Raw genomic sequence first — 25,233 nt, 5'->3', positions numbered from 1 at the left:
GGAATACCGTGGCCAGCCAGGACACCCCCCGCTACTCCACCCGTCACGTCTGGACGCTGGCGTGGCCGATCATTCTCTCCAATATCACCGTGCCCCTGCTGGGGCTGGTAGATACCGCCGTGGTCGGCCATCTGCCGGATTCGCGCTATCTCGCCGCGGTGACCCTCGGCGCCACGCTGTTCAGTTTCCTCTACTGGGGCTTCGGCTTCCTGCGCATGGGTACCACCGGCCTGACCTCGCAGGCGGTGGGCCGCGAGAACGACAGCGACGTGCGTCTGCTGCTGGCCCAGTCGCTGGTGATGGCGACGGTGATCGGGGTGGCGCTGATCCTCTTCTCGCGTCCGCTGATCGCCGGCGGGCTGTGGCTGCTCGACGGCAGCGAGGCGGCCATGCAGCTGGCCGCCGACTACGCCCATATCCGCATCTTCTCGGCCCCGGCGGTGCTCGCCAACTACGCCATCCTGGGCTGGTTCATCGGCCAGCAGAAGACGCGTATCACTCTGGCGATACTGCTGCTGACCAACGGCGTCAACATCGTGCTCGATCTGCTGTTCGTGGTCGGCTTCGGGCTGGCCAGCGATGGCGTCGCCTGGGCCTCGCTGCTCGCCGACTACGCCGCCCTGGCGTTCGGCCTGTGGCGGGTCGCGGTGCACTGCCGCCAGCTCGGCGGCTCGCTGTCGCGCCAGGCGCTGCGGGTGTGGGCACACTACGCCGCGCTGATCCGGGTCAACCAGCACCTCTTCGTGCGCACCCTGGGGCTGTTGTTCGCGCAGGCGTTCTTCACCGCTCAGGGGGCCAACTTCGGCGATACCACCCTGGCGGCGAACGCGGTGCTGTTGCAGTTCATCATGCTCACCTCCTTCGCCCTGGACGGCTTCGCCAACGCCGCCGAGGCACTCACCGGCCGCTCGGTGGGCCGGCGCGCCTGGGATGACTTCGGCGACGCAGTGCGCGCCGCGGGCAAGCTCTCGCTGCTGGTGGCGGGGGCGGCGATGGCGCTGTTCGCCCTCGGCGGCGACTGGCTGGTCGCGCAGCTCACCGACCTGCCGGAGGTACGCGCCACCGCCAGCGACTTCCTGCCGTGGATGATCGCCATGCCGTTGCTGGCGGTGTGGAGCTATCTGCTCGACGGGGTCTTCATCGGCGCCACCGAGAGCCGTGCCATGCGCAACTCGGTATGGCTGGGACTGGCCGTCTACCTGCCGACGTGGTGGCTGACCCAGGGCTTCGGCAACCATGGCCTGTGGTTTGCGTTCCTGGTGTTCACGCTGGTGCGCTCGGCCACCCTCGGCGCCTGCTATGTGCACTACCGGCGCACACGCTGGTGCGCCGTCGCCGGAAATCCCAAGAGCGCAGAAAGTGCCGAGGAATCAGTCAGCTAGCCGTCGACCAAGGTTGACTAATCGCGACAGGGAGAATGCGCTAGGCTGCGCTTAAAACAACAGCGAGCCCCGCCACCATGCTGCAGAAACTCTCCCGCCCCGCGGTCAAACTGGTCGAGCGCTACCTGCCCGATCCCTATATCTTCGTACTGCTGCTGACGCTGGTCGCCGCGCTGGCGGCGATGCTGTTCGAGCAGCAGTCACCGCTGGCGGTGATGCGCTACTGGGGCGACGGCTTCTGGGGGCTGCTGGCGTTCTCGATGCAGATGCTGCTGGTGCTGGTCACCGGCTTCATGCTGGCGAGCTCACCACCGGTCAAGCGCCTGCTCGACGCCCTCGCCGGCCTGGCCCGCTCCCCCGGCGGTGCGATCGTGCTGGTGACCCTGGTGTCGCTTGCCGCGAGCTGGATCAACTGGGGCTTCGGGCTGGTGATCGGGGCGCTGTTCGCCAAGGCGCTGGCGCGCCGGATACGGGTCGACTACCGCCTGCTGATCGCCAGCGCCTACTCCGGCTTCGTCGTCTGGCACGGCGGCCTGGCGGGCTCGATTCCGCTCACCATCGCCACCCCGGGCCACTTCAGCGAGGCCCAGATCGGTATCATCCCCACCTCGCAGACGATCTTCTCGCTCTACAACCTGCTGATCGTCGGGATCCTGTTCGTGGTCATGCCGCTGATCAACCGCTGGATGCTGCCGGACGAGCAAGAGAGCGTCTATGTCGAGCCGTCCCAGCTCGCCGAGCCCGACAGCGCGCGGCCGACGGACACCACGCGCCCTGCCGACCGGCTCGAGAACAGCACTTTGCTGTCGTGGCTGGTGGGTATTCCGGGGCTGGCCTACCTCTTCCACTACTTCGTCTTCGCCGGCGGCGGGCTCAACCTCAACAGCGTCAATTTCCTGTTCCTGTCGCTGGCGATCGTGCTGCACCGCACCCCGCGCAGCCTGCTGATGAGTCTCCAGGAGGCGATCAAGGGCGGTGCCGGCATCGTCATCCAGTTCCCCTTCTATGCCGGCATCATGGGCATCATGATGGGCTCGGGGCTGGCGCAGTCGCTCTCCGAGCTGTTCGTCGCCATCGCCAGCGCCGACACCCTGCCCTTCTGGTCGTTCATCAGCGCCGGCGTGGTCAACCTGTTCGTGCCCTCCGGCGGTGGCCAGTGGGCGGTGCAGGCGCCAGTGATGCTGCCCGCGGCCCAGGCGCTGGGCGCCGACGTGGCGCGGGTGGCGATGGGCGTGGCCTGGGGCGACGCCTGGACCAACCTGCTGCAGCCGTTCTGGGCCCTGCCGGTGCTCGCCATCGCCGGGCTCAACGCCAAGGACATCATGGGCTTCTGCCTGATCCAGCTGGTGGTGACCGGGGTGATCATCGGGTTGGGTCTGACCTTCTTCTAGACCCCGTTCGAAAAGGACTGCGCTCGGCAGTACGGGCAGTCACGCCCGATCTGTGGTACATCTGGCCCACGACAATACTGGGTCAGACAACGCCGAGGACACCGTGACGCCCGACGATTTTCCGCGACAGCACGAGCTGTCGATGACCGTGCTGATGACCCCCGACATGGCCAACTTCAGTGGCAAGGTGCATGGCGGGGCGATCCTCAAGAAGCTCGACGAAGTCGCCTACGCCTGCGCCAGCCGCTACTCCGGTAGCTACGTGGTGACGCTGTCGGTGGATCAGGTGCTGTTCAAGCAGCCGATCCATGTCGGCGAGCTGGTCACCTTTCTCGCCATGGTCAACCATGTCGGCCGCTCGTCGATGGAGATCGGCATCAAGGTGCTGGCCGAATCGATTCAGGAGCGCGTGATCCGCCACACCAATAGCTGCTACCTGACCATGGTGGCGGTGGACAGCGCGGGGCATCCGGTCGAGGTGCCACCGCTGGCGTTGAAGACCCCGTTGCAGAAGCTACGCTTCGAGAAGGCCGCGATGCGCAAGAAGCTGCGCAAGCAGGAAGCCGAAGAAGAGCGCAACGCCATGACCGCCTACCGCCAGGGCCACCACGACGTGTGAGCCCCGACGGCGGCACCGACAAGGAAGTCCGATGCCCGCAAGCGCGCCCCACGCCGCACCCACCAAGCGCCCGATCAGCCGCTTCAGCGAACGCCTGCTGCTGGCCTGGGACATCGCCGTGGTGGTGCTGGTGGCGATCAACCTGGCCCTTTTGCTATTCGATAGTCTCTATCTGATCCCGCCGCTCAACGAAGCCTTCGAAGCGCTGGCCCCGGGGCTCCACCACGCCTATCAGGTCAATGTGCGCGAGCACTTCTTCCGTATCGATCTGTGCTTCGTGGCGATTTTCATCCTCGACGTGCTGCTGGGCTGGGCCATCGCCATCGCCCAGCGGCGCTACGCACGCTGGTTCTTCTACCCCTTCGTGCACTGGTACGACGTGCTCGGCTGTATCCCGCTCGCCGGTTTCCGCCTGCTGCGCGTGCTGCGCGTGGTCTCGCTGCTGATCCGGCTACAGCGGCTGGGGGTGGTCGACGTGACCCGCTGGCCGCTCTACCGCTTCTATCGCACCTACTATGGGGTGGTGATGGAGGAGCTCTCCGACCGCGTGGCGATCAAGTTGCTGGGGGATATCCAGCACGAGATCGCCCAGAGCGAACACCTCACCCGGCGCGTCTCCGAGGAGGTGATCCAGCCACGCAAGGCGGCCCTGGTGAGCGAGATAGCGGCACGCCTGGAGCGTACCATCGACAAGAGCTACGCCGAGAACCATCGTCAGGTCCACCGCTACGTCTCGGCGCTGGTCGCGCGCACCCTGGAAGAGAATGCCGAACTGCGTCGGCTCAAGCGTCTGCCCATGGGCGATGCCGTGGCCGAGGGGCTCGAACGCAGCCTCGACGATATCGCCAACCGGGTAGTCCACGAGGCGATCGACGGCCTGCGCTCGCCGCACTTCCACTCGCTGCTGGCCGATCTGGTCGGCAGCGGTATCGACGCCTGGCTACGCGTCGACAAGACCACCGATCAGGTCACCCAGCAGGTGCTGATCGACGTGCTCGAGCTGCTCAAGCAGCAGGTCGCGGTGCAGCGCTGGAAACTCGAGATGGACCCGGAGCGCACCATCCGCGAGCGCGACGCCGCACGCCAGGCTGCCGGCGAGCAGCGCTAGGTACGCCACCAGCCCAGGTCGGCAAGATCGCTACCACGGGAGAGGGGGCGAAGGGCCGCCGTCGAGGGCGCACGCAGCGCCTTCGACAGCAGCGGAAGAGTCAGGCTATTGGCAGATGAAGCGGCTTATTGCGGGCCGCCGGGGCGCCCGACCATGCGCTTCAGGGTATCGTCGCGACGCCCGAAATGGTGATGCATCGCCATCGCCACATGCCCCAGGATCATCAGCGTGATCAACCAGGCGATCGGCTCGTGGACCATGCCCAGCGACGCCGCCCAGGGCACGTCGGCGCCAGGCACCAGCACGCTGCCGAAGGCGTGTACGCCGTAACCGGAGCCCCAGGTCATGAGCACGCCGGAGAGCGGCATCATGATCAGCAGCGCATACATCAGCACGTGCGCCCATACCGCCAGCCGCTGCAGGCTGCCTTCATGCAACGGGCGATGGCCGAGCTGGGACAGCGCCCACAGCGTGCGGATCGCCATCAGTGCGAGCACGCTGACACCGATGCTGGTGTGCCAGGGCAGGATCAGCTGACTGAAGGCGTTGCCGTCCCACACTTCGTGCAGGAACACGCCGGTGAGCTGAACGATCACCAGCGCGGCCACGGCCCAGTGCAGAAAGCGGGTCGCCGAGCCATATACCTGGGGGGAGTCCTGCAGCATGGCGAAGGTTCCTTGTCGGGTTATCTCGTCTCGTGAAGGCGCGGATCATACGCCAGAACGCGCGCTGCCGCTCGTCCACGAGCGCCGATACCGCCTGACATCTCGGTTGGGCGACTGCCTCAACCGCAGGCGAGGGACAGAATCCGGCGCTGGTCGTCGACCCGGATATCCAGCCGCCCGGGGCGATGATCCATGGTGACCTGCTCGTCCGGCTGGATCACGCGGATCTCGTCGGCACGCGAGCGATCCTCGATCCAGCGACGGGTGGTCTCGTCGAGAATCTGACCGTTCATGCTGCCGACCGCCTGCGCCCCACAGCTATCCGCGGGCAGCGGCTCCATCATCGGCGGCGGGGGCGGTGCCTCGTCCGGTGCCGGCGCGGTGCTACAGCCTGCCAGAAACAGGCTGCCGAGCAGCAGGGTGGTGGCGGGAATCTTCATCGACATCTCCTTGTACATGGGAAAGCCTCCTTGGTCGGCTCCAGATTAGCACCTGCGACGCTGGAGAACAGCGATTGGTCGCTCGGCGGTCGGCCCGCTAGACTCTGCTGATACATGGAGCGGTATGCCCCGCATCCATCGACAACGATATCGACAACGTCGCCGACAATATCGGCGTGCCGCCACGGCCGCCCAGCCAGGGATGACATCATGCGCAAGCTACTCGCCATCGGCCTCGCCGCCGCCACCCTCACGGCCGCTATCGGTACCGTCCAGGCCGCCGACGCGCCGATCCGCGTCGCCTCCAAGATCGATACCGAGGGCTCGCTGCTCGGCAACATGATCGTCGAGGTGCTCGAGCGCGCCAACCTGCCGGTGGAGAGCCGCCTGCAGCTGGGGCCGACCAATATCGTGCGCCAGGCGCTGCTCTCCGGCGATATCGACCTCTACCCCGAGTACACCGGCAACGGCGCTTTCTTCACCGATACCACCGACGACCCGGCGTGGAAGAACGCTGCCGAGGGCTACGCCAAGATCCGCAAGATGGACCTCGAGCAGCACCAGCTGGCGTGGCTGACCCCGGCCCCCGCCAACAACACCTGGGCGATCGCCGTGCGCCAGAACGTCGCCGATGCCAACGATCTCAGCAGCATGGCCGACTTCGGGCGCTGGGTGGACAACGGTGGCGAGGTCAAGCTGGCCGCCTCGGCGGAGTTCGTCGAGAGCGACGCGGCGCTGCCCAGCTTCCAGCGCGCCTATGACTTCACCCTCGACGAAGATCAGCTGCTGGTTCTATCCGGCGGCAATACCGCGGCGACCATCCGCGCCGCCGCCGAGGGCACCAGCGGCACCAACGCTGCCATGGTCTACGGCACCGATGGCGCCATCGACGCCGCCCAGCTCAAGGTGATGGACGACCCCAAGGGGGTGCAGATGGTCTACGCCCCGGCGCCGGTGGTGCGCGAAGCAGTGCTCGAGGCGCATCCGCAGATCGCCGAGCTGCTCGAGCCGGTGTTCGAATCTCTCGATCGCGAGACCCTGCAGCGCCTCAACGGCAAGATCCAGGTGGATGGGCTGCCGGCCAAGCAGGTAGCGCACGACTATCTGAGCCAGCAGGGCCTCCTGGACTGACCACGGCATGCCGCATGAGCACGCCCCGCGGGTGATCGGCAACCGGGTACTGCTGACGCTATGGCTGGCCGCGGCCGTGGGCGTGGCGCTGCTGCCGTTCGCGACGCTCTCGCCCAACCGGCTGGTCTCGGGCCAGCCAGTGATGCTGTGGCAGGCGCTATCCAGCTGGCAGCTCGGTGCACTGGGCCTGATCGCGGCGGGGCTGTTGCTGGCCGCGCTGGCGCGGGGGCTGGCGTCGCGTACCACCTGTTGGTTGGGGCTGGCGCTGACGCTGCCGTTGCTGGGGCTGGCGCTGTTCGCCCTCGGCGACTATGCCCAGCGCGCCCTAGCCGAAGCCTCCCCCGCCGCCCGGGTCTCCCAAGGCGGCGCCTTCTGGCTGCTGCTGTTGGCGGCAGCGCTGATCGCCGTGGATGCGCTGCAGCGCCTGCGCCTGGCGCTGCTGCCGCGGGCACTGTTCGCGCTGCTGGCGCTGGGCCTGATCGGCGCCTGCCTGGCCAGCGACCTGCTCGCCCCGCTGTCGTTGATGCGTGAATTCGCCAATCAGCGTGACATCTTCGTCGCCCAGGGCCTGCGCCATCTCGCCCTGGTCGGCGGGGCGCTGCTACCGGCGCTGGCGCTGGGGCTGCCGCTGGGGCTCGTGGCGGCTCGCAGCCGGCGCTGGCGCGATGGCCTGTTCAGCGTGCTCAACGTGTTCCAGACGCTGCCCTCGATCGCGGTGTTCGGGCTGCTGATCGCGCCCCTGGCGGCGCTGGCCCGCGCGGTGCCGTGGCTGGGCGAGCTGGGGGTCAGCGGTATCGGGGTGGCACCGGCGATCATCGCGCTGGTGCTCTACTCGCTGCTGCCGGTGGTGCGCAACACTTACGCCGGCCTCACCGGGGTACCGGCGACGACGCTGGAGGCGGCCCGCGGCATGGGCATGACCTCGCGCCAGATCCTGTGGCGGGTGGAGCTGCCGCTGGCGCTGCCGGTGATCCTTTCTGGGCTGCGCATCGTCACCGTGCAGGCGATCGGGCTCACCGTGGTGGCGGCGCTGATCGGCGCCGGCGGCTTCGGCGCCTTCATCTTCCAGGGCCTGGGGCAGTACGCCATCGACCTGGTCCTGCTCGGCGCCATCCCCACCATCGTGCTGGCGGTGATCGCCGATTTCCTTCTGCAACTGCTGGTGGCCGCGAGCCGCCCGCCCGGCACCCGTTGACCCGGGGGAACCCCATGATCGAACTGCAAGGGCTGACCAAGACCTACGCCGGCAAGCGGGTGGTCGACGACGTCTCGCTGACGCTCGAGAGCGGCGAATTCGGCGTGCTGATCGGGCCCTCGGGCTGCGGCAAGTCGACCACGCTGAAGATGATCAACCGCCTGATCCCGCTGAGCGAGGGGCGCATCCTGATCAACGGTGACGACGTCACCCAACTGCCCGTTGAGCAGCTGCGGCGGCGGATCGGCTACGCCATCCAGTCCACCGGGCTGTTCCCGCACTGGAGCGTGGCGCGCAATGTGGCCACCGTGCCGCAACTGCTCAAGTGGCCCAAGGCGCGCATCGATGACCGCGTCGACGAGCTGATGACGCTGTTTCAACTCGACCCGGCCGAGTTCCGCGACAAGTACCCGCACCAGCTCTCCGGCGGCCAGGCACAGCGGGTCGGCGTGGCGCGGGCGCTCGCCGCCGACCCCGAGGTGCTGCTGATGGACGAGCCGTTCGGCGCGGTCGACCCGCTCACCCGCGAGACGCTGCAGGCGGAGATGAAGCGCGTCCACGCCCAGACCGGCAAGACCATCGTCTTCGTCACCCATGACATGGACGAAGCGCTGGCCCTGGCCACGCGCGTTGCCCTGCTCAACGGCGGCCGCCTGGTGCAGTACGACCGCCCCATCGAGATGCTGGTAAAGCCCGCCGATGACTTCGTGCGCGAATTCATCGGCCAGGCCGATCTCGGCCTCAAGCTGCTGTCGCGACGCTTCGTGCACCAGTACCAGCGCCGCGCCCGGCTGGCGCCGGAGACCGGCCTGGAGCGTCTCGACGAGCACGCCTGGCTGGTCGACGCCGAGGGCCGCCCCAGCGCCCTGGCCGGCGCGCGGCTGGATGACGCCGACGCCATCACCCGGGTCAAGCCCGAGTGGATCGCTACCCCGGAGATGAGCATGAAGGAGGCGCTGTCGCGCATGGTGTGGTACCGGGTGACCGCGCTGCCGGTGGTGGACCGCGACGGACGTCTGATCGCCGAAGTGGGCATGCCCGGAGTGATGGGTATCGAGGGCGACAGCGCCGTCAGCGAGGCCGCATCATGAGTGTTGCCGCCGCGCGCAGGGGGCGGCTGCGTCGCGCCGCCGCCGGCAACCTCACGCTGGTGCTGCTCACACTGCTGCTGGTGGGGCTGACGCTGGGCATGGGCCAGCTGGAGCCGCAGTTCCGGGCACTGTTTCCCGATCTCAGCCAGCCGCTCTACAGCCGCGACAGCTTTCTCAACCTGATGCTGGCACACATCGGCCTGGTGCTGGTGTCGTCGCTGATCTCGGTGAGCGTCGGCGTGGCCGCCGGGCTCTTCGTCACCCGCCCTACCGGGCGCGAGTTCGAGCCCATGGTGTCGTCGCTGGCCGCCATCGGGCAGACCTTCCCCCCGGCAGCGGTGCTCGCCATCGCCGTACCGCTGGCCGGGTTCGGCTTTACCCCGACGATCATCGCGCTGTCGCTCTACGGCCTGCTGCCAGTGATCCAGAACACCATCGCCGGGCTCGGCACGGTCCCCGCCAGCACTCGGGAAGCGGCACGCGGCAACGGCATGAGCGCGTGGCAGATCCTGTGGCGGGTGGAGCTGCCGCTGGCGATGCGGGTGATCATCGCCGGGATTCGGGTGTCGGTGATCATCAACATCGGCACCGCCACCATCGGCTCCACCGTCGGCGCCAAGAGCCTGGGCACGCCGCTGATCGCCGGCCTGGTGGGCAACAATCTGGCCTACGTGATCCAGGGTGCACTGCTGGTGGGGCTGCTGGCGATCGTCACCGACCTCGCGTTCGAACGCCTGGAACGGCGCTACACCTTCGGCTGAACCTGCGCGGCGGCCGCCCCGAGGTCGGCAGCGATCTGCTTGCGCAGCTGACGCAGGAAGGCCGCCAGCGCCGGCGAGTCGTGCAGCGGCTTGCGCCGCAGAATGCCGATCTCGCGCGGCTCGCGCAGCGCCACCGGCAGCCGGGTCATGTCGCTCAGGTCGAATACCGCGACGCTCGAGGCCGGCAGCAGTGCAAAACCCAGCCCCGCACGCACCATGGCGATTGCCGAACTCATGAAGCTCAGTTCCCAGCTCGGTGAGCGGGTCATGCCGGCCTCGCGCATCGCCAGCTCGGCGAAGTGGCGCGCGCTCGATCCCGGTGCCATGGCGATGTAGGGCATCTCCGCCAGGCCGTACCACGGCGACTCGCTGGCCCGCACCACCCGCGGCGGGGTGATCAGGATCAAGCCATCGTGGAACAACGGCTCGAAGTCGAGCTCGCGGTCGTGGCCCAGCGGCGAAGCCAGCCCCATCTCCACCTCGCCGCGACGTACCCAGTCGTCGACCTCGCCGGCGAGGCCATCGCGCAGGCTCAGGGTCACGCCGGGATGGCGCTTGCGAAAGGCAGCGATGGTTCGCGGCAGCAGCGACGAGGCCACCGAGGGCAGCCCCGCCAGTGACAGGTGCCCCTGGGCCAGCTGACGCACATTCTGGGTATCCTGCAGCGCCAGCGCCATGTCGGCGAGAATGCGCCGGGCGTGTCCCAGGAAGAGCTCGCCGGCTTCGGTCAGCACCACCTTGCGCGTATTGCGCGCGAACAGTTCGACCCCCAGCTCCCCTTCCAACTTTCGTATCAGGTAGCTCAGCGCCGGCTGGGTCAGGTGAATCGCCTGCGCCGCCCGGGTGAAGCTCGCCAGCTCGGCGGTCAGCACGAAGGCACGCAGCTGTCGCTGGTGAAACATGGCGCTCTCGCATCAAGAATTTTTATCAATTCATAAGATATATGGTTTTGCCTGATGGAGACACGTCGGGCCATCGTCGGCACAACGCTATCAGCAGGAAGCTCCCATGCCCGATTTACCTTCCCCCTCACCGTCTACCGCTACAGGCCGCGCCTACATCGGCTGCGGTGCCGGCTTTGCCGGTGATCGCCCGCGCGCCGCGGTGGCGCTGGTCGAGGCGCTGGCGGCCTGTGATGGCCCGCGCTACCTGTTCTTCGAACTGCTCGCCGAGCGCACCCTGGCCGAGGCGCAGCTGCGCCGTTTGAGCGATCCCGAGCGCGGCTACGCCAGCCAGCTGTTCGCCTTTCTCGAACCGGTGGTGGCGCGCTGCCTTGCGCTAGGCATTCCGATCATCACCAACGGCGGCGCCGCCAACCCGACGGCGGCAGCGCGGCGCCTGCGAGATCAGCTCCACGCCCAGGGGCTGACGGCACGCATTGCCTGCGTGCTCGGCGACGACCTGGTCGGCGAAGCCGCCGACGCCGACTGGCTGCCCGCCGACTGCCCAAGTGACGAGATCGTCTCGTGCAATGTCTATATCGGCGCCGACGCGGTGGCCCAGGCGCTGGCCGAAGGCGCCGATATCGTGATCGGCGGACGCCTCGCCGACCCCTCGATGGTGGTGGGGGCGCTGCGTCATGCCCATGGCTGGGCCGGGGACGACTGGGCCAGGCTGGCGGTGGCCACCGCCGCCGGGCATCTGCTCGAGTGCGGCACCCAGGTCAGCGGCGGCTACTTCGCCGACCCTGCGCACAAGCCGGTGGTCGACCCCGCCCATCTCGGCTGCCCGATCGCCGAAGTCGGCCGCGACGGCAGCCTGGTGATCACCAAGGTGCCCGGCAGCGGCGGTGGCGTCAGTGAGCGTACGGTCAAGGAGCAGCTGCTCTACGAAGTCCACGACCCGGCGGCCTACCTGACCCCGGACGTCACCCTCGATCTCTCCGGCGTCCATCTCGAGCGCCAGGGCCCCGACCGGATCGCGGTGTGCGGCATCACCGGACACCCGGCGCCGGCCACGCTCAAGGGCAATCTCGGCCTGCGCGGGCTGTGGTTCGGCGAGGCGGGTATCTCCTATGCCGGCCCTGGCGCGGTGCCCCGGGTGCGCCTGGCGCTGGAGATCCTGCGCCAGCGGCTGGCCGAGGAGACCCCGATGCTACGCCCGCACTTCGACGTGATCGGCGTCGCCAGCCTGTTCAACGACGGCGACGGCGCGTGGCTGGATCAGGCGCTGGCGGCGGCCCCCGAGGTCGCTGACGTGCGCCTGCGCGTGGGGATCGTCGACCGCGATCGGGAGGCGATCGAACGCGCACTGCAGGAGGTCGAGGCGCTCTATCTCAACGGCCCGGCGGGCGGTGGCGGAGTACGCCGGCAGCTCGGCGAGTCGCTGCGCACGCAGGCCTTCTTCATTCCCCGTACGCGGGTCACCCCCTATCTGACCTGGCACTGAGGAGCTCTTGCATGCATCCGGAGATTCTACTCGCCGATGTCGCCCACGCCCGTGCCGGCGACAAGGGCAACACCCTCAACGTGGCGGTGTTCGTGTTCGACCCGGCCCACTATGCCTGGTTGGAACGCACTCTGACCGAAGCGGTCGTGGCTGAACGCTTCGCCCATCGCCGCCCGCACAAGGTGACCCGCCACTGCCTGCCTGGCCTGCACGGCATCAACTTCGTCATCGACGGCGCGCTGGAAGGCGGGGTCAACCAGAGCGCCACCCTCGACCGCCACGGCAAGAGCCTCAGCTATCTGCTGCTGGGGCTGCGCCTGCCCTCGCCCGCGCCCTGAACGGGCCGTTCGACACACGCCAACACACGGAGCCACTATGATAACAACGCTCGGATTCGTGATGATGCTGGGCATCATCGCGCTGATACTGCTCAAGCGGCTGACCCCGGTGGTCGCCTTCGCGCTGGTGCCGGTTGCCGCCTGCCTGCTGGCCGGTTTCTCACCGGCCGAAACCGGCGGCTTCATCAAGTCCGGCCTACTCGCGGTCGCGCCCACCGCGACGCTGTTCATCTTCGCCATTCTCTACTTCGGCATCATGCGCGAGCGCGGCCTGTTCGATCCGCTGGTCAATTTCCTGATCCGGCGCACCCGGGGTGAGCCGCTGCGGGTCGCCGTCGTCACCGTGCTGGTGGCCGGCATCGCGCATCTCGACGGCGTCGGCGCGGCCACATTCCTGCTCACGATTCCCGCCTTCCTGCCGCTCTATCAGCGCCTGCGGATGAGCCCGCTGATCCTGCTGTGCCTGGTCGGGCTAACCGCCGGGGTGGTCAACATGGTGCCCTGGGGTGGCCCCACCGCGCGTGCCGCGGCCACCGCCGGGGTCGATGCCTCCGCGCTGTGGCTGCCGCTGGTGCCGGTACAGGCGCTGGGGATCGCGCTGCTGCTGGGCCTGGCCTGCGTCTTCGGCGTACGCGCCCGGCGCCGGCTGCGCGCCGAGGGCCACGCCGCCGGCGGCGACATGTCGGCCTACCTGCTGCCACCGCGCGAGACCGCGCTCGCCCTCGGCGACTGGCGCTACTGGGCCAATGTGGCGCTGACCCTGACCATCCTGCTGATCCTGTTCACCGGCGCCTTCCCGCTCTACGCCAGTTTCATGGTCGGGCTCGGCATCGCCCTGCTGCTCAACTATCCGCGCCCGGACGAACAGGGGCGCCAGCTCGCACGCCATGCCAATGACGCGCTGCAGATGGCGCTGGTGATGCTGGCGGCGGGGATTCTGCTCGGGATTCTGGCCGGCGCCGGTATGTCCGACGGCATGGCTGCGGCGCTGATCGCGCTGCTGCCGGCGGGCTCGGCCGGGGTGCTGCATCTGATAGTGGGCTTCTTCGGCGTCCCGCTGGGCATGCTGTTCTCGCCCGACGCCTACTACTTCGCGCTGATGCCGATCGTGCGCGACATCGCCACCGCCGCCGGCGTGCCGGTGGACGCGGTGGCCCGCGCCATGCTGATTGGCGAGAACACCGGCTTCAGTATCAGCCCGGTGGTGCCCAGCGTCTATCTGGCCATCGGGCTGGCCCAGGTGGAACTGCGCGAGCACCTCAAGTTCACCTTCCTGTGGGCCTGGGGCATCGGCATCGTGCTGCTCGCCTTCGCCTGGGCGATCGGCGCCATCGGTGGCTGAGGTCATGCCCGCGGGCGGCGTCCTGGTGGCGCTGCCCGGCACGCTGCTGCCACCGACGATCTTCGCCGAGGTGGCACTGCCCGACGGCTGGCACTGGCATGGCGTCGACTGGCTCAACGGTCACGGTGATGGCGACCTGACCCAGGTCTCCGACCAGCTCCAGCGCCACTGGCCGGCGGGTGGCAGTGCATCGGCGCTGCTGGTGGGCCACTCCGCCGGTGGCGTCATTGCGCTGCAGCTGGCCGCCGCGCTGGGCGAGAGTCTGGCCGGGTTGGTGCTGATCGACACCGGCGCCAGCGCCGCCGGCCACGGCGACCCGCAGCTACCCCAGCGGCTGCGCGCGCAGTGGGGCGAGGCGTTTATCGAGGCCTTCCTGCGCCGCTGTGTCGGCGAGGCGGCGCTGGCGCGCCATGGCCGGCACCTGCGCGGCTACGCCCGCGGCTGTGACCCCGAGCGCGCCTATCGGGCCATGTGCAGCCTGCGCCGGCTCGATCTCCGCGCACGGCTGAGCGAGATTCGCTGCCCCACCCTGGTGGTACATGGCGAGCGCGACCCGGCGCGCAGCTGGCTGCACGCCACGGCGCTGGCAGACGGCATCGCCGACGCCCGCCTGCGGCGCCTCAACGCCGGCCACACCCCGATGCTCGACGGTGCGGGAACGCTATCGCAGGCGCTGGGCGACTTCCTCATCGGGCTTGAGGCGAAGAGTCGGTGAACGCAGGTGGTGTCTATCAGGAGGCTAGCCGAAATACTGGGCGCCATTGATATCGACAATGCTCCCCGAGACGAAGGCGGCACCATCACTGGCCAGCCAAAGTGCGGCCGAGGCGACGTCTTCGGGCACGCCGGCGCGCCCGGCAGGAATGCCGGCGACGGTGTCGCGCTTGGACGCTTCGCTGGTGAAGGTGGCGTGGAACGGGGTCGCCTCGATGAACCCCGGCGCCAGCGCGTTGACGGTGATGCCGCGTGCGGCGACCTCCTTGGCCAGCCCGCGGGTGAAGCCGAACAGCGCGGCCTTGGCGGTGGCGTAGGCGGTGGCGCCAGGGTGGCCTCCGTTGCGCCCGGCCAGCGACGACAGCGTGATGATGCGTCCCCCCTCGGCGCCGAACAGCGGCAGCAGGTAGTGGGTCACCAGAAACACCGAGTCGACGTTGAGCGTCTGCACCTGGCGCCACAGGGTATAGGGCATTTCCTCGATGCTCGAGCGCTGCACCAGACCACCGGCGTTGTTGATCAGGATATCGACCCGACCGCATTCGGCCCGCAGCCAGTCGGCGAATTCGGCTACTGCGGCCTCGTCGGTGACGTCGAGCGCCCGTGCCAGTGCCGGCTCGCCGCCGCTGGCGCTGAGCGCCTCGAGTGCCGCGGCGTCGGGCTGGTGGGAGCGATAGGTGACGACCACGCGGGCGCCGGCCGCCGCCAGGGCTCGGGCAATGGCGTAGCCGATACCCACACCGCCACCGGTGATGACAGCGATACGGCCCTGCAGCTGTGATTCAGACATCGGTTCCTCCGGATGAAGCGCGAATGGCGGGCGCCGACGCGCTCGGGCGAGCGCATCAAGCATCGGCCCCAGAGCTCAGGATAGCGCCAGATGGGAGTCGCGACGTCGGAGCGTGCGGGTCGTTTGGGGGTCAGGCCTCGACGTCGGCGAGCAGTCGTAGCCCCAGTGCCGGGCTGGCGCCAACGCGGGCCTGGGTGGCGATCCAGCCAGCGGCTTCGAGCTCGGCGGCGGCGCGGCGCACCAGGGCATGCTCGATGCCCAGATGACGTGACAGCCGCGCGCTGGAGAGCGACGGCTCGGCGACGTCATGCAGCGCAGCCAGTAGCAGCGCCGCCAGCGGGTCGAGTTCGGGATGCGCCGCCTGGAGCGCCGTGAAACGGCGCGCCAGGGCGGCAGGATCGAGCTCGGAGGGCCCGCGCTCAGGCAAGGCGGGCGCTCGCTGCCAGGCGCACGGCCACCGACTTCGATGCCGGGGTGTGGCTCTGCTCGCCCTTGTGGTCGAGCGGGATCAGCGGATTGGTTTCCGGGTAGTAGGCGGCGGCGCAGCCGGCGGGCGTATCGTAGGCGACGATCTTGAAGCCATCGGCACGCCGCGTCACGCCATCCTCCGACTCGCCGATTAGGTCGACCCACTGCCCCACGGCAAACCCCAGCCGGTCGATATCCTCGGGATTGAGAAAGATCACCCGACGGCCGTTCTCGATACCGCGGTAACGGTCATCGTAGCCGTAGACCGTGGTGTTGTACTGGTCGTGCGAGCGCATCGTCTGCAGCGTGATCCAGCCCTCCCGGGCGGCGAGCCGCTGGTGCATCACCTCGCCCGGCAGCGCGTCGTCGGAGAACTCCGCCTGGCCGCTGGCCGTCGGGAACTCACGGCGCACCACCGGATTGGCCAGCCAGAAGCCGCGCGGCGCGCGTACCCGGGTGTTGAAGTCGTCGAACCCGGGAATCACCGCGGCGATATGCTCACGAATGCGGTCGTAATCCTCGCGCAGTGCCGCCCACTCAACGCTGTCGTCGTCACCGAACAGGCGCTCGGCGATCTCGGTGAGGATCGCCACCTCCGAACGCAGCGCCTTGTCCGCCGGGCGGTTGATGCCCGCCGAACCGTGCACCATGCTCATCGAGTCCTCGACCGTGATCAGCTGCGCCTTGCCCGCCGCGTTGCGATCGATCTCGCTGCGCCCCAGGCACGGCAGGATCAGCGCCTCGCGCCCGGTGATCAGATGGCTGCGGTTGAGCTTGGTGCTGATGAAGGCGGTCAGCGCGCAGTTGGCCATCGCCTGCTCGGTGACGCCGCTGTCGGAAATGGCACGGGTGAAGTTACCGGCCAGACCGACGAAGACCTTGCCCGGCTGGTCGCGCATCGCCTTGACCGCGGCCACCGAGTCGACCCCGTGATGGCGCGGCATGGGGCGCTGATAGTAGGCCTCCAGCGCGTCGAGCAGCTCCTCCGCGGGCTTCTCGAAGATCCCCATGGTGCGGTCGCCCTGGACGTTGGAGTGGCCGCGCACCGGCGAGGTGCCGGCGCCGGGCTTGCCCAGGTTGCCGCCCAGCATCAGCAGATTGACGATCTCGCGTACGGTGGCCACCGAGTGCACGTGCTGGGTGATGCCCATGGCCCAGCAGGCGATGGTGGCACGCGAGCGGGCGTAGAGATCCGCGGCCTCGCGCATTTCACGCTGAGACAGCCCCGATTGGGCCTCGAGCTCGGCCCACTCGGTGGCCTCGACCCGTACCCGGTAAGCCTCGAGATGCGCGGTGTGCGCGGCCAGGAAGGCGTGGTCGAGCACCGTTTCACCGGCGGCATCGCGCTCGAACAGCGCCTTGGCCATGCCGCGCACGGCGGCCATGTCACCGCCCAGCTTGGGGCGGAAATAGAAGGTGCTGATGCGATGGCTACCGTTGTGCAGCATCTCCAGCGGCTTCTGCGGATCGGCGAACTTCTCCAGCCCACGCTCCTTGAGCGGGTTGAAGGAGACGATGGTGGCGCCGCGCTCGGCCGCTTCGCGCAGCACGCCGAGCATGCGCGGATGGTTGGTGCCGGGGTTCTGGCCGAACACGAAGATCGCCTCGGCGCGCTCGAAATCCTCCAGCCGCACACTGCCCTTGCCGGTGCCCAGGGCCGCGCTGAGCGCAACGCCGCTGGCCTCGTGGCACATGTTGGAGCAATCGGGCAGGTTGTTGGTGCCGAAGCGCCGCGCCAGCAGCTGGAACACATAGGCCGACTCGTTGCCGGCCTTGCCCGAGGTATAGAAGATGGCGTCATCGGGAGTCGGCAGCGCCTTGAGTTCCTGTGCTACCAGTGCGAGTGCGTCCCCCCACGCGATCGGCTCGTAGTGATCGGTGTCGGCGTTGTAGCGCATCGGCTCCACCAGCCGCCCCTGATCCTCGAGCTGGTAGTCGTCCCAGGTCTTGAGTTCGCTGACACTGTGGCGGGCGAAGAACTCGCGCGTGACGCGCTTGGCGGTGGCTTCCCAGGTCACCGCCTTGACCCCGTTCTCGCAGAACTCGAACGACGAGCCGTGCTCCGGGTCACCCCAGGCGCAGCCGGGGCAGTCGAAGCCGTCGGGCTGGTTGAGCTTGAACAGCGAGCGCGCGTTGAGCGCCGGCGAGCGGCTGTGCCACAGATGCTTGCCCACCGACTTGAGCGCGCCCCAGCCGCCGGCCGGGTTGCGGTAGGAGAAGACCTTGGGATCGCGGGCAAGGCCCGCCTGCGGCGGCTCTTGGGGGGCCGAAGACTCTGGGGCTTGGCGAGACTGGGACATGGGGTTCCTTGCTGCGTGAAGGCGTGCGTCGGCCGGATCATCAGCGCTCGCGCGGCACGCGCTGACGGGAGATCGCCTCGGAGGCTGGGCGAGACCGGCTGGCGGTCGGACCGCGCGGGCGTTCGGCACTGGATCGCGCCCGGCACCCGGGCATCGCTCAATACCAAAGCCTAAGGTTAATACCAAAGTATAATACGAAAGCATAGTACGCCCGCTAACTAGTGGCTGTCGATACAGCCACCACTTAAGGCGTCAAGGCATGGCTTATCGGCCCCGCGGCGGCGCGCTTGAGGGCGGCGGCCCGGGCCGAGGGATCGGCATGGTGGATCGGCATGGAGCCAGCGGGTCAGACTAGCGGGTCGAACGGGTCGAATGGATCAGCGGTCGCCGCGACTCAACAGTTCGAGCTGACGGCCACGATGGCAGTTGATCAGGGTGAGATTGCAGGCACGCGCCACTTCTACCGCCAGGCGCGAGGGATAGGAGAGCGTCGCCAGGGTCGCGATGCCCGCGCGGACACTCTTCTGCACCAGTTCCAGGCTGCAGCGGCTCGAGGTCATCGCCCAGGCGGCCTGACGGCCCTGGCGCAGCCCCTCACCGATCACCTTGTCGAGGGCATTGTGACGGCCGATATCGCGCCCCTCGGCGATCAGCTCGCCGTCGGCAGCGAAACTCAGGGCCAAATGCATGCCGCTTTCAGCGCGGTCTTGGAGCGCCGCAAGCCCGCTGCGCAGGGCCGCCGGCGCCGGGGGGGCGGCCGCGACCAGCCGTGTCAGCCCGAATAGCAATTGCGACTCTTCCTGCACGCCGCAGGCGCCGCAGCCGCTGGTGGTGGTGGTGGCCCGCGCCTGCCCCGCCGCCCGCCGTTCGATCCGCGCCGCCACGCCCAGGCGCACGCGATGGCCATGGCGGCTGCTCTCACAGGCAAGCGACTCGATATCAGCATAGCGGTCGATCACCCCCTCGCTAAAGGCGAACCCCACGGCCAGCGCTTCGAGCTGATCCGGTGTCGCCAGCACGGTGGCGTAGGCGGTGTCGTTGAAGAGAATCGAGACCGGACGCTCCTGCGGCCCCGGCAGCGCGCCGAGATCGATCTCGCTGCTGTCGTGGTAGGCGGCGGTGGCAGCGCTATCTTCGGGCGAGGGCTCGGCGTCGGGCGTGGCGTGAGGTGAATCTGGCGTCATCGGCTGTCGCAGCTCTCCACGGTAAACACGGATCGAACCGCGCGAAATTCGGTGGGTGATTGAGGGTGGGCGCAGAGATCGAGCGTAGCGGAGAAGACGACCGGAGGGATAGCCCCAAGGCGCGCTATACGAACCGCATCGTTACCCCGGCGGGAAAAGGCGACGACTCGCGCACATCCAGAGCGCCCGGCGGCTCGCCGCCGGACGCCCCTTACCTCAGTTGGCGGCGTCCTGTACCGCTTCGCCACCCTCTTCGATGTCCTGACCCGCACCGCTGACGGTGTTGCAGCCGGACAGGATACCGGCACCCAGCAGGGCGAGCAGAGACAGCGCAATCAGTCGTTTCATCGTTGTCGTCCTCCATAACGTTTGTTGGCGAGTGGCCCGAGGTGCCACCGAGGCCGGATTCTGGCCGGCCCACTGTCAACATAGCAGAGGCGCCCACGCTGCGCGCTGTCTACCCGCCACCGCCGCCCCGACGTGGCCGCAGCGCTCGACGTCGCTGCGTGGCCGCCCGTAGAGTAGGCGCTTTCTGCCGCCGATCCACCGGAGCCGACATGCCGACCTTCACCCTCGACCCGCGCCTCGAACAGGACAGCCTGCACGTCATCGACCTGACGCTGTGCCAGCTGCGGCTGAGCCGCGACGCCCGCTACCCCTGGGCGATCCTGATTCCGCGCCGCTCCGACGTGGTCGAGCTCTACCACCTCGATAGCGAGGCGCAGGCCCGGCTCTGGCACGAAGGCACGCGCCTGGGCGAAGCGATGATGCGCCACTACGGCGGTGACAAGCTCAATGTGGCGACGCTGGGCAACATGGTGCCGCAGCTGCATCTGCACGTGATCGTGCGCACCCGCGGGGACGACGCCTGGCCGGGGCCGGTCTGGGGTCAGGGCGAGTCGCGCGCCTATACCGAAGCCGCCCTGGAGAGCCGCCGCGGCGAGCTCGAACAGTTGGCGCACGGAGCCGGCCTCGTCGACTGAACTCAGAGGGTGTTTACAAATTCGGCGAGCGAAGGCAAGACCAGGCGAAATCGGCCGAAAAAGCGGAGTTTACATGGGGTAAATGAGCATTTTGAGGCCGATTTTAACGTCGTATTGCCGAGCGCAGGCATTTGGTAAAAGCTCTCTCAGGAAGCGCTGTGTGCCCCCGGCAACAGCGGCGAGCCCGCGGCCGCCCCCGGCGTGCCCAGGAAGGGCGCGCCGGGGGCCGGGCCCTGCTGCCACTGGGCCAGGGTGAGCGAGAGGCCCAGCGCCAGGATCACCGCGCCACCGGCCAAGCCGACCCAGGCGCCCCACGGCCGCTGCCCGGAGAGCGGCGCCAGACGCCGCTGGGTCCACTCCCGCGCCAGCACACTCGCCAGCGCCAGCGACGACACCGTCAGCGCCGTGCCCAGCGACATCGCCAGCACCGCCACCACACCCTTGCCGAATTGATCCAGCAGCGCCGAGGCGCCCAGCAGCAGCACCGCGCCGCTGCAGGGGCGAATGCCGATGGAGAGCACCGTCAGCGCCGCCGTGCCCCAGGTCTGGGCGCGCTGGGGTGAGACGTGATGGTCATGGCCACAGCCGCAGCCCGCGGCGTGATCATGATCCGGTTCATGGGCGTCATGGTGGCCATGAGCGTGAGCGGACGCCCCCCGAGGGCCGGTGTGCCAGTGCCACAGCCGGCGCAGCGAGCGCCAGCACAGCCACAGCCCGACCAGCGCCACCATCACGAAGCTCGCCAGTTCCGCCTGATCGACGCTGGCCATCGCCTCACGGGTCAGCCAGCCGAGCCCGAACACCAGCACCGCGACCAGGGCGATCGCCACCAGCCCCTGCAGCAGCGAGGCGAGCGCGGAGAGCACGATGGCGCGCCGCCAGGCCCCACCCTGGGAGGCGAGATAGGTACTCAACACCACCTTGCCGTGACCGGGCCCGGCGGCGTGGAAGACGCCGTAGCCGAAGCTGACGCCGAGCAGCACGCTCCAGGTGGTAAGCCCCGGGGCGCGGTCGATGGCGGTGATCGCCGCGGTCAGGGCGTGATAGAGGTCGCGCTGCCACAGCACCACCTGCACCGCCGCCTGCTGCCACCAGCCGAGCCAATAGATCGTTCCAGCGGCGAGCAGCACGCCGCCCAGGGCCAGCGCCACGCTGCGCCAGGGGCTCAACCGGGACATCGAATCTCTCCGGTTTCGGCGAAGAAGCGCCCCAGGTTGGGCTCGCCGGTGTCGCTCTTGTCGAGCATCGCCGCTTCCATCACCTTCTGCGGATCGGGCTTGGCCTTGACGATACGCGTGGTGCAACCGGGCGGTGCACGATCCAGGGTGAGCGCTTCGGGCAGCGGCTGGGAACCGTCGGCGTTGGCCTCGTGGACCATCTCGATATAGTAGGTGGGGTCGAAGACGCGGTAGCGCAGCAGATGCCCGCCCAGCGCCACCGGCTGGGCCAGCGGCAGCACGAACTCGAACACCAGCCGCTCGCCGTCGATCTCGGTGTTGGTGTCGACCACTTCGGCCTGGGCCAGCTCGCGGCCGTCGAGATCGATCCAGGTCAGGTTGTGCTGGTTGGCGAGATTGTTGCGGATCTCGCCGCCCAGGGCATCCAGCCGCACCGCCATGCTGCTGTCGTCATCGACGCTGGCCAGCTCCTCCATCACCACCTGGCTATAGAAGGGGTCCATGCGCCACTGCTGACGCAGCGCCTCCAACCGCCCCTGGGCATCGAACTCACCGCGTACGCTGATATCGACCCAGCCGTGGGGATGAGCCGAAGCCAGCGGCGACCAGCCCAGCATGCTCAGCCCCAAGCCGATGCCCAGGCTCAGGCACCAGCCCCGTTGCAGGCGCTGACTCAAGAAACCCTGGCGCGACCCCAACCGAGCCCGATGACGCTGATCTGCGTACGACTCGCGGTTCACGGCAGCAGCCCCAGGCGGCGCTGCACGTCGATGAACAGCGGATCGAGCGACACGGCGTCCAGCGGCTGGCCGCCGCGGCGACCGCTCAGGGTGAGATAAGTATTCCCGTTCTGCAGCACCAGCCCCGGCGGGCGCTGGCTGCCGCCGGTCACCTCGGCGTGTATCTCGTAGCCGCTGCGCGAGGCGAGCACCGCATCGATCTGGCGCAGGTCGCCGTCGGCCTGACGAATCACGAAGCCGCGCTCGGCGAGCATCGCCAGCGTCGCGCGCAGGGTGGCGTCCTCGCTGGCGGTGACGGCGATACTGCGCGGCTGTGCTGGCGGGTTCACCGCGCAGCCGGCGAGCCCCAGCAGCAGGATCAGCGTCAACGAAAGCCCAAGGCGCGGGATACGCGGAAAGCGTGAGGTCATGGGCTTGCTCCTGACGCGGCCGGGGCCGCCAGTTGAGAGTCGATCGACTGACGCAACTGGGCGCAGAAGCCGGGCTGGTTGTAGCTGCGCGCATCGATCAGGTAGCCGTTGTGATCGACCACCACCGAATCGCGGTCGACGTAGGTGGTCGCCTCGGGCGTGACCACCGAGACCCGCTCGATCTGCACCGGGTCGGTGTTGTAGCCACCGCCGAAACCCTGGAACACCCCCAGCGAGTAGCCGTGGCTACCACCGAGGCCGAAGCCGCCCCAGAACCCGGTACGCCCGAAGGGGCTGTCGACCGCCCCCAGGCCGGGCTGGGCGGTACGCCGCTCGGCGCTGACCAGCCCCAGCTTGGCGTCGGTATCGAGCACTTGATAGCCCTGCTGCTCCAGCGCCTGGCGGGTGGCACGCAGGCGGGCCAGGGTCTCCCCGGTGGCCGGCCACTGACAGGCGGCGGGCAGTGAATCCGAGCGAGTGGCGGCAAGCGGCTCCGGCGCGGCCAGCGACTGACAGCCGCTGGTCAGCGCCACCACCGCACCGACCACGAACCAGCCCGTGGGGCTGGAGCGCGTCGCGCGGGGCAGTCGGCGACGCCAGGATGATGGTTTCATGGCACTCTCCTCGAGAGGCAACGGCGAACAGCGTGAGCATGACAGTTGGTCTGTCGTCGGTCCATGTCCATTAGGCGTTTCTGAAAACGGCCTTCACCCTGCCGCGGGCCGGGCCGTCGCCGCGGGCGTCGAACGGCGCTATGCTGGTCGCGCCACTGCGCCCAGGCCTGTACCCACGGCCGCACCCACGCCGTCAGCCATAGCCGAGGATTCGATGAAGATCGTCATTGCTCCCGACAGTTACAAGGACGCGCTCAGCGCCCGCGAGGCCGCTGCTGCCGTGGCCCGCGGCATCGCCCGCGAGTGGCCCGAAGCGAGCCTGCATGAGTGCCCCATGGGCGATGGCGGTGAGGGCACGCTGGACGCCCTGCTCGCGGCCACCGGCGCCGAGCGCCGCCGCACGCGGGTGCAGGATGCCCTGGGCCGCCCGGCAGAGGCGAGCTGGGGCTGGATCGCCGAGTCTCACACCGCCTTCATCGAGCTGGCAGAGGCGAGCGGGCTGCAGGCCCTGACCCGTGACGAGCGCACCGCGCTGCACAGCACCACCCATGGGGTCGGCGAGTTGATACTGGCGGCGCTGGACGCCGGCGCCCGTCACCTGGTGCTGACGCTGGGCGGCAGCGCCACCAACGACGCCGGTGCCGGCATGCTGGTGGCCCTCGGCGCCCGCCTGCTGGATGACCACGGCCAGCCACTGCCAGCGGGCGGCGCGGCACTGGCGGCACTGGCGACACTCGATCTCGACGGCCTCGACCCGCGGCTGGCGAACTTGACGGTTCAGACCGCCGTCGACGTCGATAACCCGCTGCTCGGCCCGCGCGGCGCCAGCGCCATCTTCGGCCCGCAGAAAGGCGCCAGCGACGCCGACGTCGAGCGCTTGGACGGCGCACTCGCGCACTTCGCCGACCACGCCGCCCGCGTCCTCGGCGAGGACCATCGCGAGCTGCCCGGTGCTGGCGCCGCCGGCGGTATGGGCTTTGCCGCCCGCGCCTTTCTGGGTGCCGAGCTGCGCCCGGGGATCGAGCTGGTCATGGCACAGGTGGGGTTCGACGCGCTGCTCACCGACGCCGACTGGGTGATCACCGGCGAGGGCCAGCTCGACGGTCAGAGCCTCGCCGGCAAGACGCCGATCGGCATCGCCCGGCGCGCACAGCAGCACGGGGTACCCAGCGTGGTGCTGGCCGGGCGCCTGGGCGAAGGCTGGCAGGCGGCCTTCGACCACGGCGTCACCGCCGCCTTCGCCCTCGCCGACGGGCCGCTAAGCCTCGACGCCGCACTGAACCGCTGCGCCGCCCTGCTGGAGGACAACGCCCGCAGCCTGGCGCGGGTGTGGCGCGCAGAGCGCGGTCGGGCCTGAGAGAATATCCTCTTCCCCGAGACGGCTCGGATAGTCGCCGCCTATGCCGGCCATACCCAGGCTTGGCTGGGCAGCGACGACATGGCGACATACACTTTGGTCGCGCCCATCTCTTTTTAAGGAGGAATGTCATGTCGGATACCAACGCCATCGGCCTGCACGCATCCGCAGCCGAGCAGCTCGCCGAGAAGCTCAACGCACTGCTGGCCAACTACCAGATCTTCTACATGAACGTGCGTGGCTACCACTGGAACGTCAAGGGCGAGCAGTTCTTCGAGCTGCACGCCAAGTTCGAGGAGGTCTACACTGACCTGCTGACCAAGGTCGACGAGGTCGCCGAGCGTATCCTGACCCTGGGCTATCAGCCGCTGCACGCCTATAGCGACTACTTCGCGGTATCGAAGATCCAGGAAGACACCAAGGTCTCCGACGGCAAGCAGTGCGTGCGCGGGCTGGTGACGGGTCTCCAGGTGCTGATCGAGCTTCAGCGCGACCTTCTCTCGCAGGCCAGCGACGCCGACGACGAGGGCACCGCCTCGCTGGCGAGCGACTACATTCGTGAGCAGGAAAAAACGGTCTGGATGCTCAACGCCTATCTCGGCTGACGCGTTCACGCTCTTTTCCGCTGCTGCCATCGATGCCGC

27 protein-coding genes are annotated in these 25,233 nt (G+C 68.7%); 15 read left to right on the top strand and 12 right to left on the bottom strand.

Annotation, left to right across the window (positions count from 1 at the left end; genetic code table 11):
* Nucleotides 1–8 precede the first annotated feature (8 nt).
* The 4 genes from ABV408_RS03155 (at nt 9) to ABV408_RS03140 (ending at nt 4,500) form a co-directional block, all read left to right on the top strand.
* A complete protein-coding gene (locus ABV408_RS03155; RefSeq protein WP_353981024.1) occupies nt 9–1,382 on the top strand; it encodes an MATE family efflux transporter in 1,374 nt (457 codons plus the stop codon).
* A 77-nt stretch (nt 1,383–1,459) separates the two neighbouring features.
* Nucleotides 1,460–2,773 carry a short-chain fatty acid transporter gene (locus ABV408_RS03150; protein WP_353981023.1) on the top strand — a complete coding sequence of 438 codons (1,314 nt, stop codon included), beginning with the start codon at nt 1,460–1,462 and terminating at the stop codon, nt 2,771–2,773.
* Between the two features lie 142 nt (nt 2,774–2,915).
* Nucleotides 2,916–3,392 carry an acyl-CoA thioesterase gene (locus ABV408_RS03145; protein ID WP_353982195.1) on the top strand — a complete coding sequence of 159 codons (477 nt, stop codon included), beginning with the start codon at nt 2,916–2,918 and terminating at the stop codon, nt 3,390–3,392.
* A 31-nt stretch (nt 3,393–3,423) separates the two neighbouring features.
* Nucleotides 3,424–4,500, top strand: coding sequence for an ion transporter (locus ABV408_RS03140; RefSeq protein ID WP_353981022.1), 1,077 nt, complete (start codon nt 3,424–3,426; stop codon nt 4,498–4,500).
* A 125-nt stretch (nt 4,501–4,625) separates the two neighbouring features.
* Here ABV408_RS03140 and ABV408_RS03135 read toward each other — a convergent pair whose 3' ends face one another.
* Nucleotides 4,626–5,165 (bottom strand): cytochrome b, encoded by a 540-nt coding sequence (locus ABV408_RS03135; RefSeq protein WP_353981021.1) that lies wholly within the window; start codon nt 5,163–5,165, stop codon nt 4,626–4,628.
* Nucleotides 5,166–5,284: 119 nt separating this feature from the next.
* Entirely contained in the window at nt 5,285–5,623 is a 339-nt protein-coding gene (locus tag ABV408_RS03130) for an I78 family peptidase inhibitor (RefSeq protein ID WP_353981020.1), read from the bottom strand.
* A 192-nt stretch (nt 5,624–5,815) separates the two neighbouring features.
* Here ABV408_RS03130 and ABV408_RS03125 point away from each other — a divergent pair, with 192 nt between their 5' ends.
* The 4 genes from ABV408_RS03125 to ABV408_RS03110 are packed head-to-tail and all read left to right on the top strand — an operon-like array spanning nt 5,816 to nt 9,783.
* On the top strand, nt 5,816–6,736 hold the full coding sequence (locus ABV408_RS03125) for an ABC transporter substrate-binding protein (protein ID WP_353981019.1): 921 nt from the start codon (nt 5,816–5,818) through the stop codon (nt 6,734–6,736).
* 7 nt (nt 6,737–6,743) lie between these two features.
* A complete protein-coding gene (locus tag ABV408_RS03120; RefSeq protein ID WP_353981018.1) occupies nt 6,744–7,931 on the top strand; it encodes an ABC transporter permease in 1,188 nt (395 codons plus the stop codon).
* A 14-nt stretch (nt 7,932–7,945) separates the two neighbouring features.
* Nucleotides 7,946–9,022: an ABC transporter ATP-binding protein gene (locus tag ABV408_RS03115; RefSeq protein ID WP_353981017.1), complete on the top strand. Its 1,077-nt coding sequence runs from the start codon at nt 7,946–7,948 to the stop codon at nt 9,020–9,022.
* A complete protein-coding gene (locus ABV408_RS03110; protein ID WP_353981016.1) occupies nt 9,019–9,783 on the top strand; it encodes an ABC transporter permease in 765 nt (254 codons plus the stop codon). The genes ABV408_RS03115 and ABV408_RS03110 overlap by 4 nt, the downstream gene beginning before the upstream one ends.
* Here ABV408_RS03110 and ABV408_RS03105 read toward each other — a convergent pair.
* A complete protein-coding gene (locus tag ABV408_RS03105) occupies nt 9,768–10,685 on the bottom strand; it encodes a LysR substrate-binding domain-containing protein (RefSeq protein ID WP_353981015.1) in 918 nt (305 codons plus the stop codon). The two genes, ABV408_RS03110 and ABV408_RS03105, sit on opposite strands and share 16 nt — an antisense overlap.
* A gap of 106 nt (nt 10,686–10,791) precedes the next feature.
* On the opposite strand from ABV408_RS03105, the gene ABV408_RS03100 reads away from it, so the two are divergent.
* Genes ABV408_RS03100 through ABV408_RS03085 form a run of 4 tightly spaced genes read left to right on the top strand, consistent with a single transcriptional unit; the run spans nt 10,792 to nt 14,566 of the window.
* Nucleotides 10,792–12,171, top strand: a complete 1,380-nt coding sequence (locus ABV408_RS03100) for an acyclic terpene utilization AtuA family protein (RefSeq protein WP_353981014.1) — start codon at nt 10,792–10,794, stop codon at nt 12,169–12,171.
* Between the two features lie 11 nt (nt 12,172–12,182).
* On the top strand, nt 12,183–12,509 hold the full coding sequence (locus ABV408_RS03095) for a hypothetical protein (protein ID WP_353981013.1): 327 nt from the start codon (nt 12,183–12,185) through the stop codon (nt 12,507–12,509).
* A 37-nt stretch (nt 12,510–12,546) separates the two neighbouring features.
* Nucleotides 12,547–13,851 (top strand): citrate:proton symporter, encoded by a 1,305-nt coding sequence (locus ABV408_RS03090; RefSeq protein WP_353981012.1) that lies wholly within the window; start codon nt 12,547–12,549, stop codon nt 13,849–13,851.
* Between the two features lie 4 nt (nt 13,852–13,855).
* A complete protein-coding gene (locus ABV408_RS03085) occupies nt 13,856–14,566 on the top strand; it encodes an alpha/beta hydrolase (protein WP_353981011.1) in 711 nt (236 codons plus the stop codon).
* A 24-nt stretch (nt 14,567–14,590) separates the two neighbouring features.
* On the opposite strand, the gene ABV408_RS03080 is transcribed toward ABV408_RS03085, so the two are convergent.
* From ABV408_RS03080 to ABV408_RS03060, 5 genes are all read right to left on the bottom strand, one after another.
* Nucleotides 14,591–15,355 carry an SDR family oxidoreductase gene (locus tag ABV408_RS03080; protein WP_353981010.1) on the bottom strand — a complete coding sequence of 255 codons (765 nt, stop codon included), beginning with the start codon at nt 15,353–15,355 and terminating at the stop codon, nt 14,591–14,593.
* Between the two features lie 130 nt (nt 15,356–15,485).
* The gene (locus tag ABV408_RS03075; protein ID WP_353981009.1) at nt 15,486–15,782 is read right to left on the bottom strand and encodes a MarR family transcriptional regulator; all 297 of its coding nucleotides are present in this window, start codon (nt 15,780–15,782) and stop codon (nt 15,486–15,488) included.
* Nucleotides 15,775–18,123, bottom strand: coding sequence for an FdhF/YdeP family oxidoreductase (locus ABV408_RS03070; protein ID WP_353981008.1), 2,349 nt, complete (start codon nt 18,121–18,123; stop codon nt 15,775–15,777). Before ABV408_RS03070 ends, ABV408_RS03075 begins: the two co-directional genes overlap by 8 nt.
* 377 nt (nt 18,124–18,500) lie before the next feature.
* On the bottom strand, nt 18,501–19,307 hold the full coding sequence (locus tag ABV408_RS03065; protein WP_353981007.1) for a formate dehydrogenase accessory sulfurtransferase FdhD: 807 nt from the start codon (nt 19,305–19,307) through the stop codon (nt 18,501–18,503).
* Nucleotides 19,308–19,523: 216 nt separating this feature from the next.
* Entirely contained in the window at nt 19,524–19,655 is a 132-nt protein-coding gene (locus ABV408_RS03060) for an entericidin A/B family lipoprotein (RefSeq protein ID WP_035475804.1), read from the bottom strand.
* A 209-nt stretch (nt 19,656–19,864) separates the two neighbouring features.
* Between ABV408_RS03060 and ABV408_RS03055 the strand changes: the two genes are divergently transcribed.
* Complete coding sequence (locus tag ABV408_RS03055) at nt 19,865–20,290, top strand: HIT domain-containing protein (RefSeq protein ID WP_353981006.1); 426 nt, start codon at nt 19,865–19,867, stop codon at nt 20,288–20,290.
* Between the two features lie 146 nt (nt 20,291–20,436).
* On the opposite strand, the gene ABV408_RS03050 is transcribed toward ABV408_RS03055, so the two are convergent.
* From ABV408_RS03050 to ABV408_RS03035, 4 genes are read right to left on the bottom strand one after another with little or no spacing between them, the layout of a single operon-like run.
* Nucleotides 20,437–21,468: a nickel/cobalt transporter gene (locus ABV408_RS03050; RefSeq protein WP_353981005.1), complete on the bottom strand. Its 1,032-nt coding sequence runs from the start codon at nt 21,466–21,468 to the stop codon at nt 20,437–20,439.
* A complete protein-coding gene (locus tag ABV408_RS03045; protein WP_353981004.1) occupies nt 21,456–22,145 on the bottom strand; it encodes a DUF1007 family protein in 690 nt (229 codons plus the stop codon). Before ABV408_RS03045 ends, ABV408_RS03050 begins: the two co-directional genes overlap by 13 nt.
* A 59-nt stretch (nt 22,146–22,204) precedes the next feature.
* Nucleotides 22,205–22,618, bottom strand: coding sequence for a hypothetical protein (locus ABV408_RS03040; protein ID WP_353981003.1), 414 nt, complete (start codon nt 22,616–22,618; stop codon nt 22,205–22,207).
* On the bottom strand, nt 22,615–23,232 hold the full coding sequence (locus ABV408_RS03035; protein WP_353981002.1) for a hypothetical protein: 618 nt from the start codon (nt 23,230–23,232) through the stop codon (nt 22,615–22,617). Before ABV408_RS03035 ends, ABV408_RS03040 begins: the two co-directional genes overlap by 4 nt.
* A gap of 214 nt (nt 23,233–23,446) precedes the next feature.
* On the opposite strand from ABV408_RS03035, the gene ABV408_RS03030 reads away from it, so the two are divergent.
* Together ABV408_RS03030 and ABV408_RS03025 are read left to right on the top strand one after the other, a co-directional pair.
* The gene (locus ABV408_RS03030; RefSeq protein WP_353981001.1) at nt 23,447–24,589 is read left to right on the top strand and encodes a glycerate kinase; all 1,143 of its coding nucleotides are present in this window, start codon (nt 23,447–23,449) and stop codon (nt 24,587–24,589) included.
* Nucleotides 24,590–24,720: 131 nt separating this feature from the next.
* Nucleotides 24,721–25,194 (top strand): Dps family protein, encoded by a 474-nt coding sequence (locus tag ABV408_RS03025; protein WP_353981000.1) that lies wholly within the window; start codon nt 24,721–24,723, stop codon nt 25,192–25,194.
* Nucleotides 25,195–25,233 lie beyond the last annotated feature (39 nt).

Origin of the sequence: Salinicola endophyticus (genome assembly GCF_040536835.1) — a bacterium.
GTDB lineage: Bacteria > Pseudomonadota > Gammaproteobacteria > Pseudomonadales > Halomonadaceae > Salinicola > Salinicola endophyticus_A.
The sequence above is the reverse complement of the archived record's forward strand: the minus strand, read 5'-3'. Positions and strand labels throughout refer to the sequence as shown.

What these genes read in the sequence shown, in the direction of transcription:
- ABV408_RS03150 (WP_353981023.1), top strand. Translation starts at nt 1,460, where the DNA reads ATGCTGCAGAAACTCTCCCGCCCCGCGGTCAAACTGGTCGAGCGCTAC.
- ABV408_RS03145 (WP_353982195.1), top strand. Translation starts at nt 2,916, where the DNA reads ATGACCGTGCTGATGACCCCCGACATGGCCAACTTCAGTGGCAAGGTG.
- ABV408_RS03140 (WP_353981022.1), top strand. Translation starts at nt 3,424, where the DNA reads ATGCCCGCAAGCGCGCCCCACGCCGCACCCACCAAGCGCCCGATCAGC.
- ABV408_RS03135 (WP_353981021.1), bottom strand. Translation starts at nt 5,165, where the DNA reads ATGCTGCAGGACTCCCCCCAGGTATATGGCTCGGCGACCCGCTTTCTG.
- ABV408_RS03130 (WP_353981020.1), bottom strand. Translation starts at nt 5,623, where the DNA reads ATGTACAAGGAGATGTCGATGAAGATTCCCGCCACCACCCTGCTGCTC.
- ABV408_RS03125 (WP_353981019.1), top strand. Translation starts at nt 5,816, where the DNA reads ATGCGCAAGCTACTCGCCATCGGCCTCGCCGCCGCCACCCTCACGGCC.
- ABV408_RS03120 (WP_353981018.1), top strand. Translation starts at nt 6,744, where the DNA reads ATGCCGCATGAGCACGCCCCGCGGGTGATCGGCAACCGGGTACTGCTG.
- ABV408_RS03115 (WP_353981017.1), top strand. Translation starts at nt 7,946, where the DNA reads ATGATCGAACTGCAAGGGCTGACCAAGACCTACGCCGGCAAGCGGGTG.
- ABV408_RS03110 (WP_353981016.1), top strand. Translation starts at nt 9,019, where the DNA reads ATGAGTGTTGCCGCCGCGCGCAGGGGGCGGCTGCGTCGCGCCGCCGCC.
- ABV408_RS03105 (WP_353981015.1), bottom strand. Translation starts at nt 10,685, where the DNA reads ATGTTTCACCAGCGACAGCTGCGTGCCTTCGTGCTGACCGCCGAGCTG.
- ABV408_RS03100 (WP_353981014.1), top strand. Translation starts at nt 10,792, where the DNA reads ATGCCCGATTTACCTTCCCCCTCACCGTCTACCGCTACAGGCCGCGCC.
- ABV408_RS03095 (WP_353981013.1), top strand. Translation starts at nt 12,183, where the DNA reads ATGCATCCGGAGATTCTACTCGCCGATGTCGCCCACGCCCGTGCCGGC.
- ABV408_RS03090 (WP_353981012.1), top strand. Translation starts at nt 12,547, where the DNA reads ATGATAACAACGCTCGGATTCGTGATGATGCTGGGCATCATCGCGCTG.
- ABV408_RS03085 (WP_353981011.1), top strand. Translation starts at nt 13,856, where the DNA reads ATGCCCGCGGGCGGCGTCCTGGTGGCGCTGCCCGGCACGCTGCTGCCA.
- ABV408_RS03080 (WP_353981010.1), bottom strand. Translation starts at nt 15,355, where the DNA reads ATGTCTGAATCACAGCTGCAGGGCCGTATCGCTGTCATCACCGGTGGC.
- ABV408_RS03070 (WP_353981008.1), bottom strand. Translation starts at nt 18,123, where the DNA reads ATGTCCCAGTCTCGCCAAGCCCCAGAGTCTTCGGCCCCCCAAGAGCCG.
- ABV408_RS03065 (WP_353981007.1), bottom strand. Translation starts at nt 19,307, where the DNA reads ATGACGCCAGATTCACCTCACGCCACGCCCGACGCCGAGCCCTCGCCC.
- ABV408_RS03060 (WP_035475804.1), bottom strand. Translation starts at nt 19,655, where the DNA reads ATGAAACGACTGATTGCGCTGTCTCTGCTCGCCCTGCTGGGTGCCGGT.
- ABV408_RS03055 (WP_353981006.1), top strand. Translation starts at nt 19,865, where the DNA reads ATGCCGACCTTCACCCTCGACCCGCGCCTCGAACAGGACAGCCTGCAC.
- ABV408_RS03050 (WP_353981005.1), bottom strand. Translation starts at nt 21,468, where the DNA reads ATGTCCCGGTTGAGCCCCTGGCGCAGCGTGGCGCTGGCCCTGGGCGGC.
- ABV408_RS03040 (WP_353981003.1), bottom strand. Translation starts at nt 22,618, where the DNA reads ATGACCTCACGCTTTCCGCGTATCCCGCGCCTTGGGCTTTCGTTGACG.
- ABV408_RS03035 (WP_353981002.1), bottom strand. Translation starts at nt 23,232, where the DNA reads ATGAAACCATCATCCTGGCGTCGCCGACTGCCCCGCGCGACGCGCTCC.
- ABV408_RS03030 (WP_353981001.1), top strand. Translation starts at nt 23,447, where the DNA reads ATGAAGATCGTCATTGCTCCCGACAGTTACAAGGACGCGCTCAGCGCC.
- ABV408_RS03025 (WP_353981000.1), top strand. Translation starts at nt 24,721, where the DNA reads ATGTCGGATACCAACGCCATCGGCCTGCACGCATCCGCAGCCGAGCAG.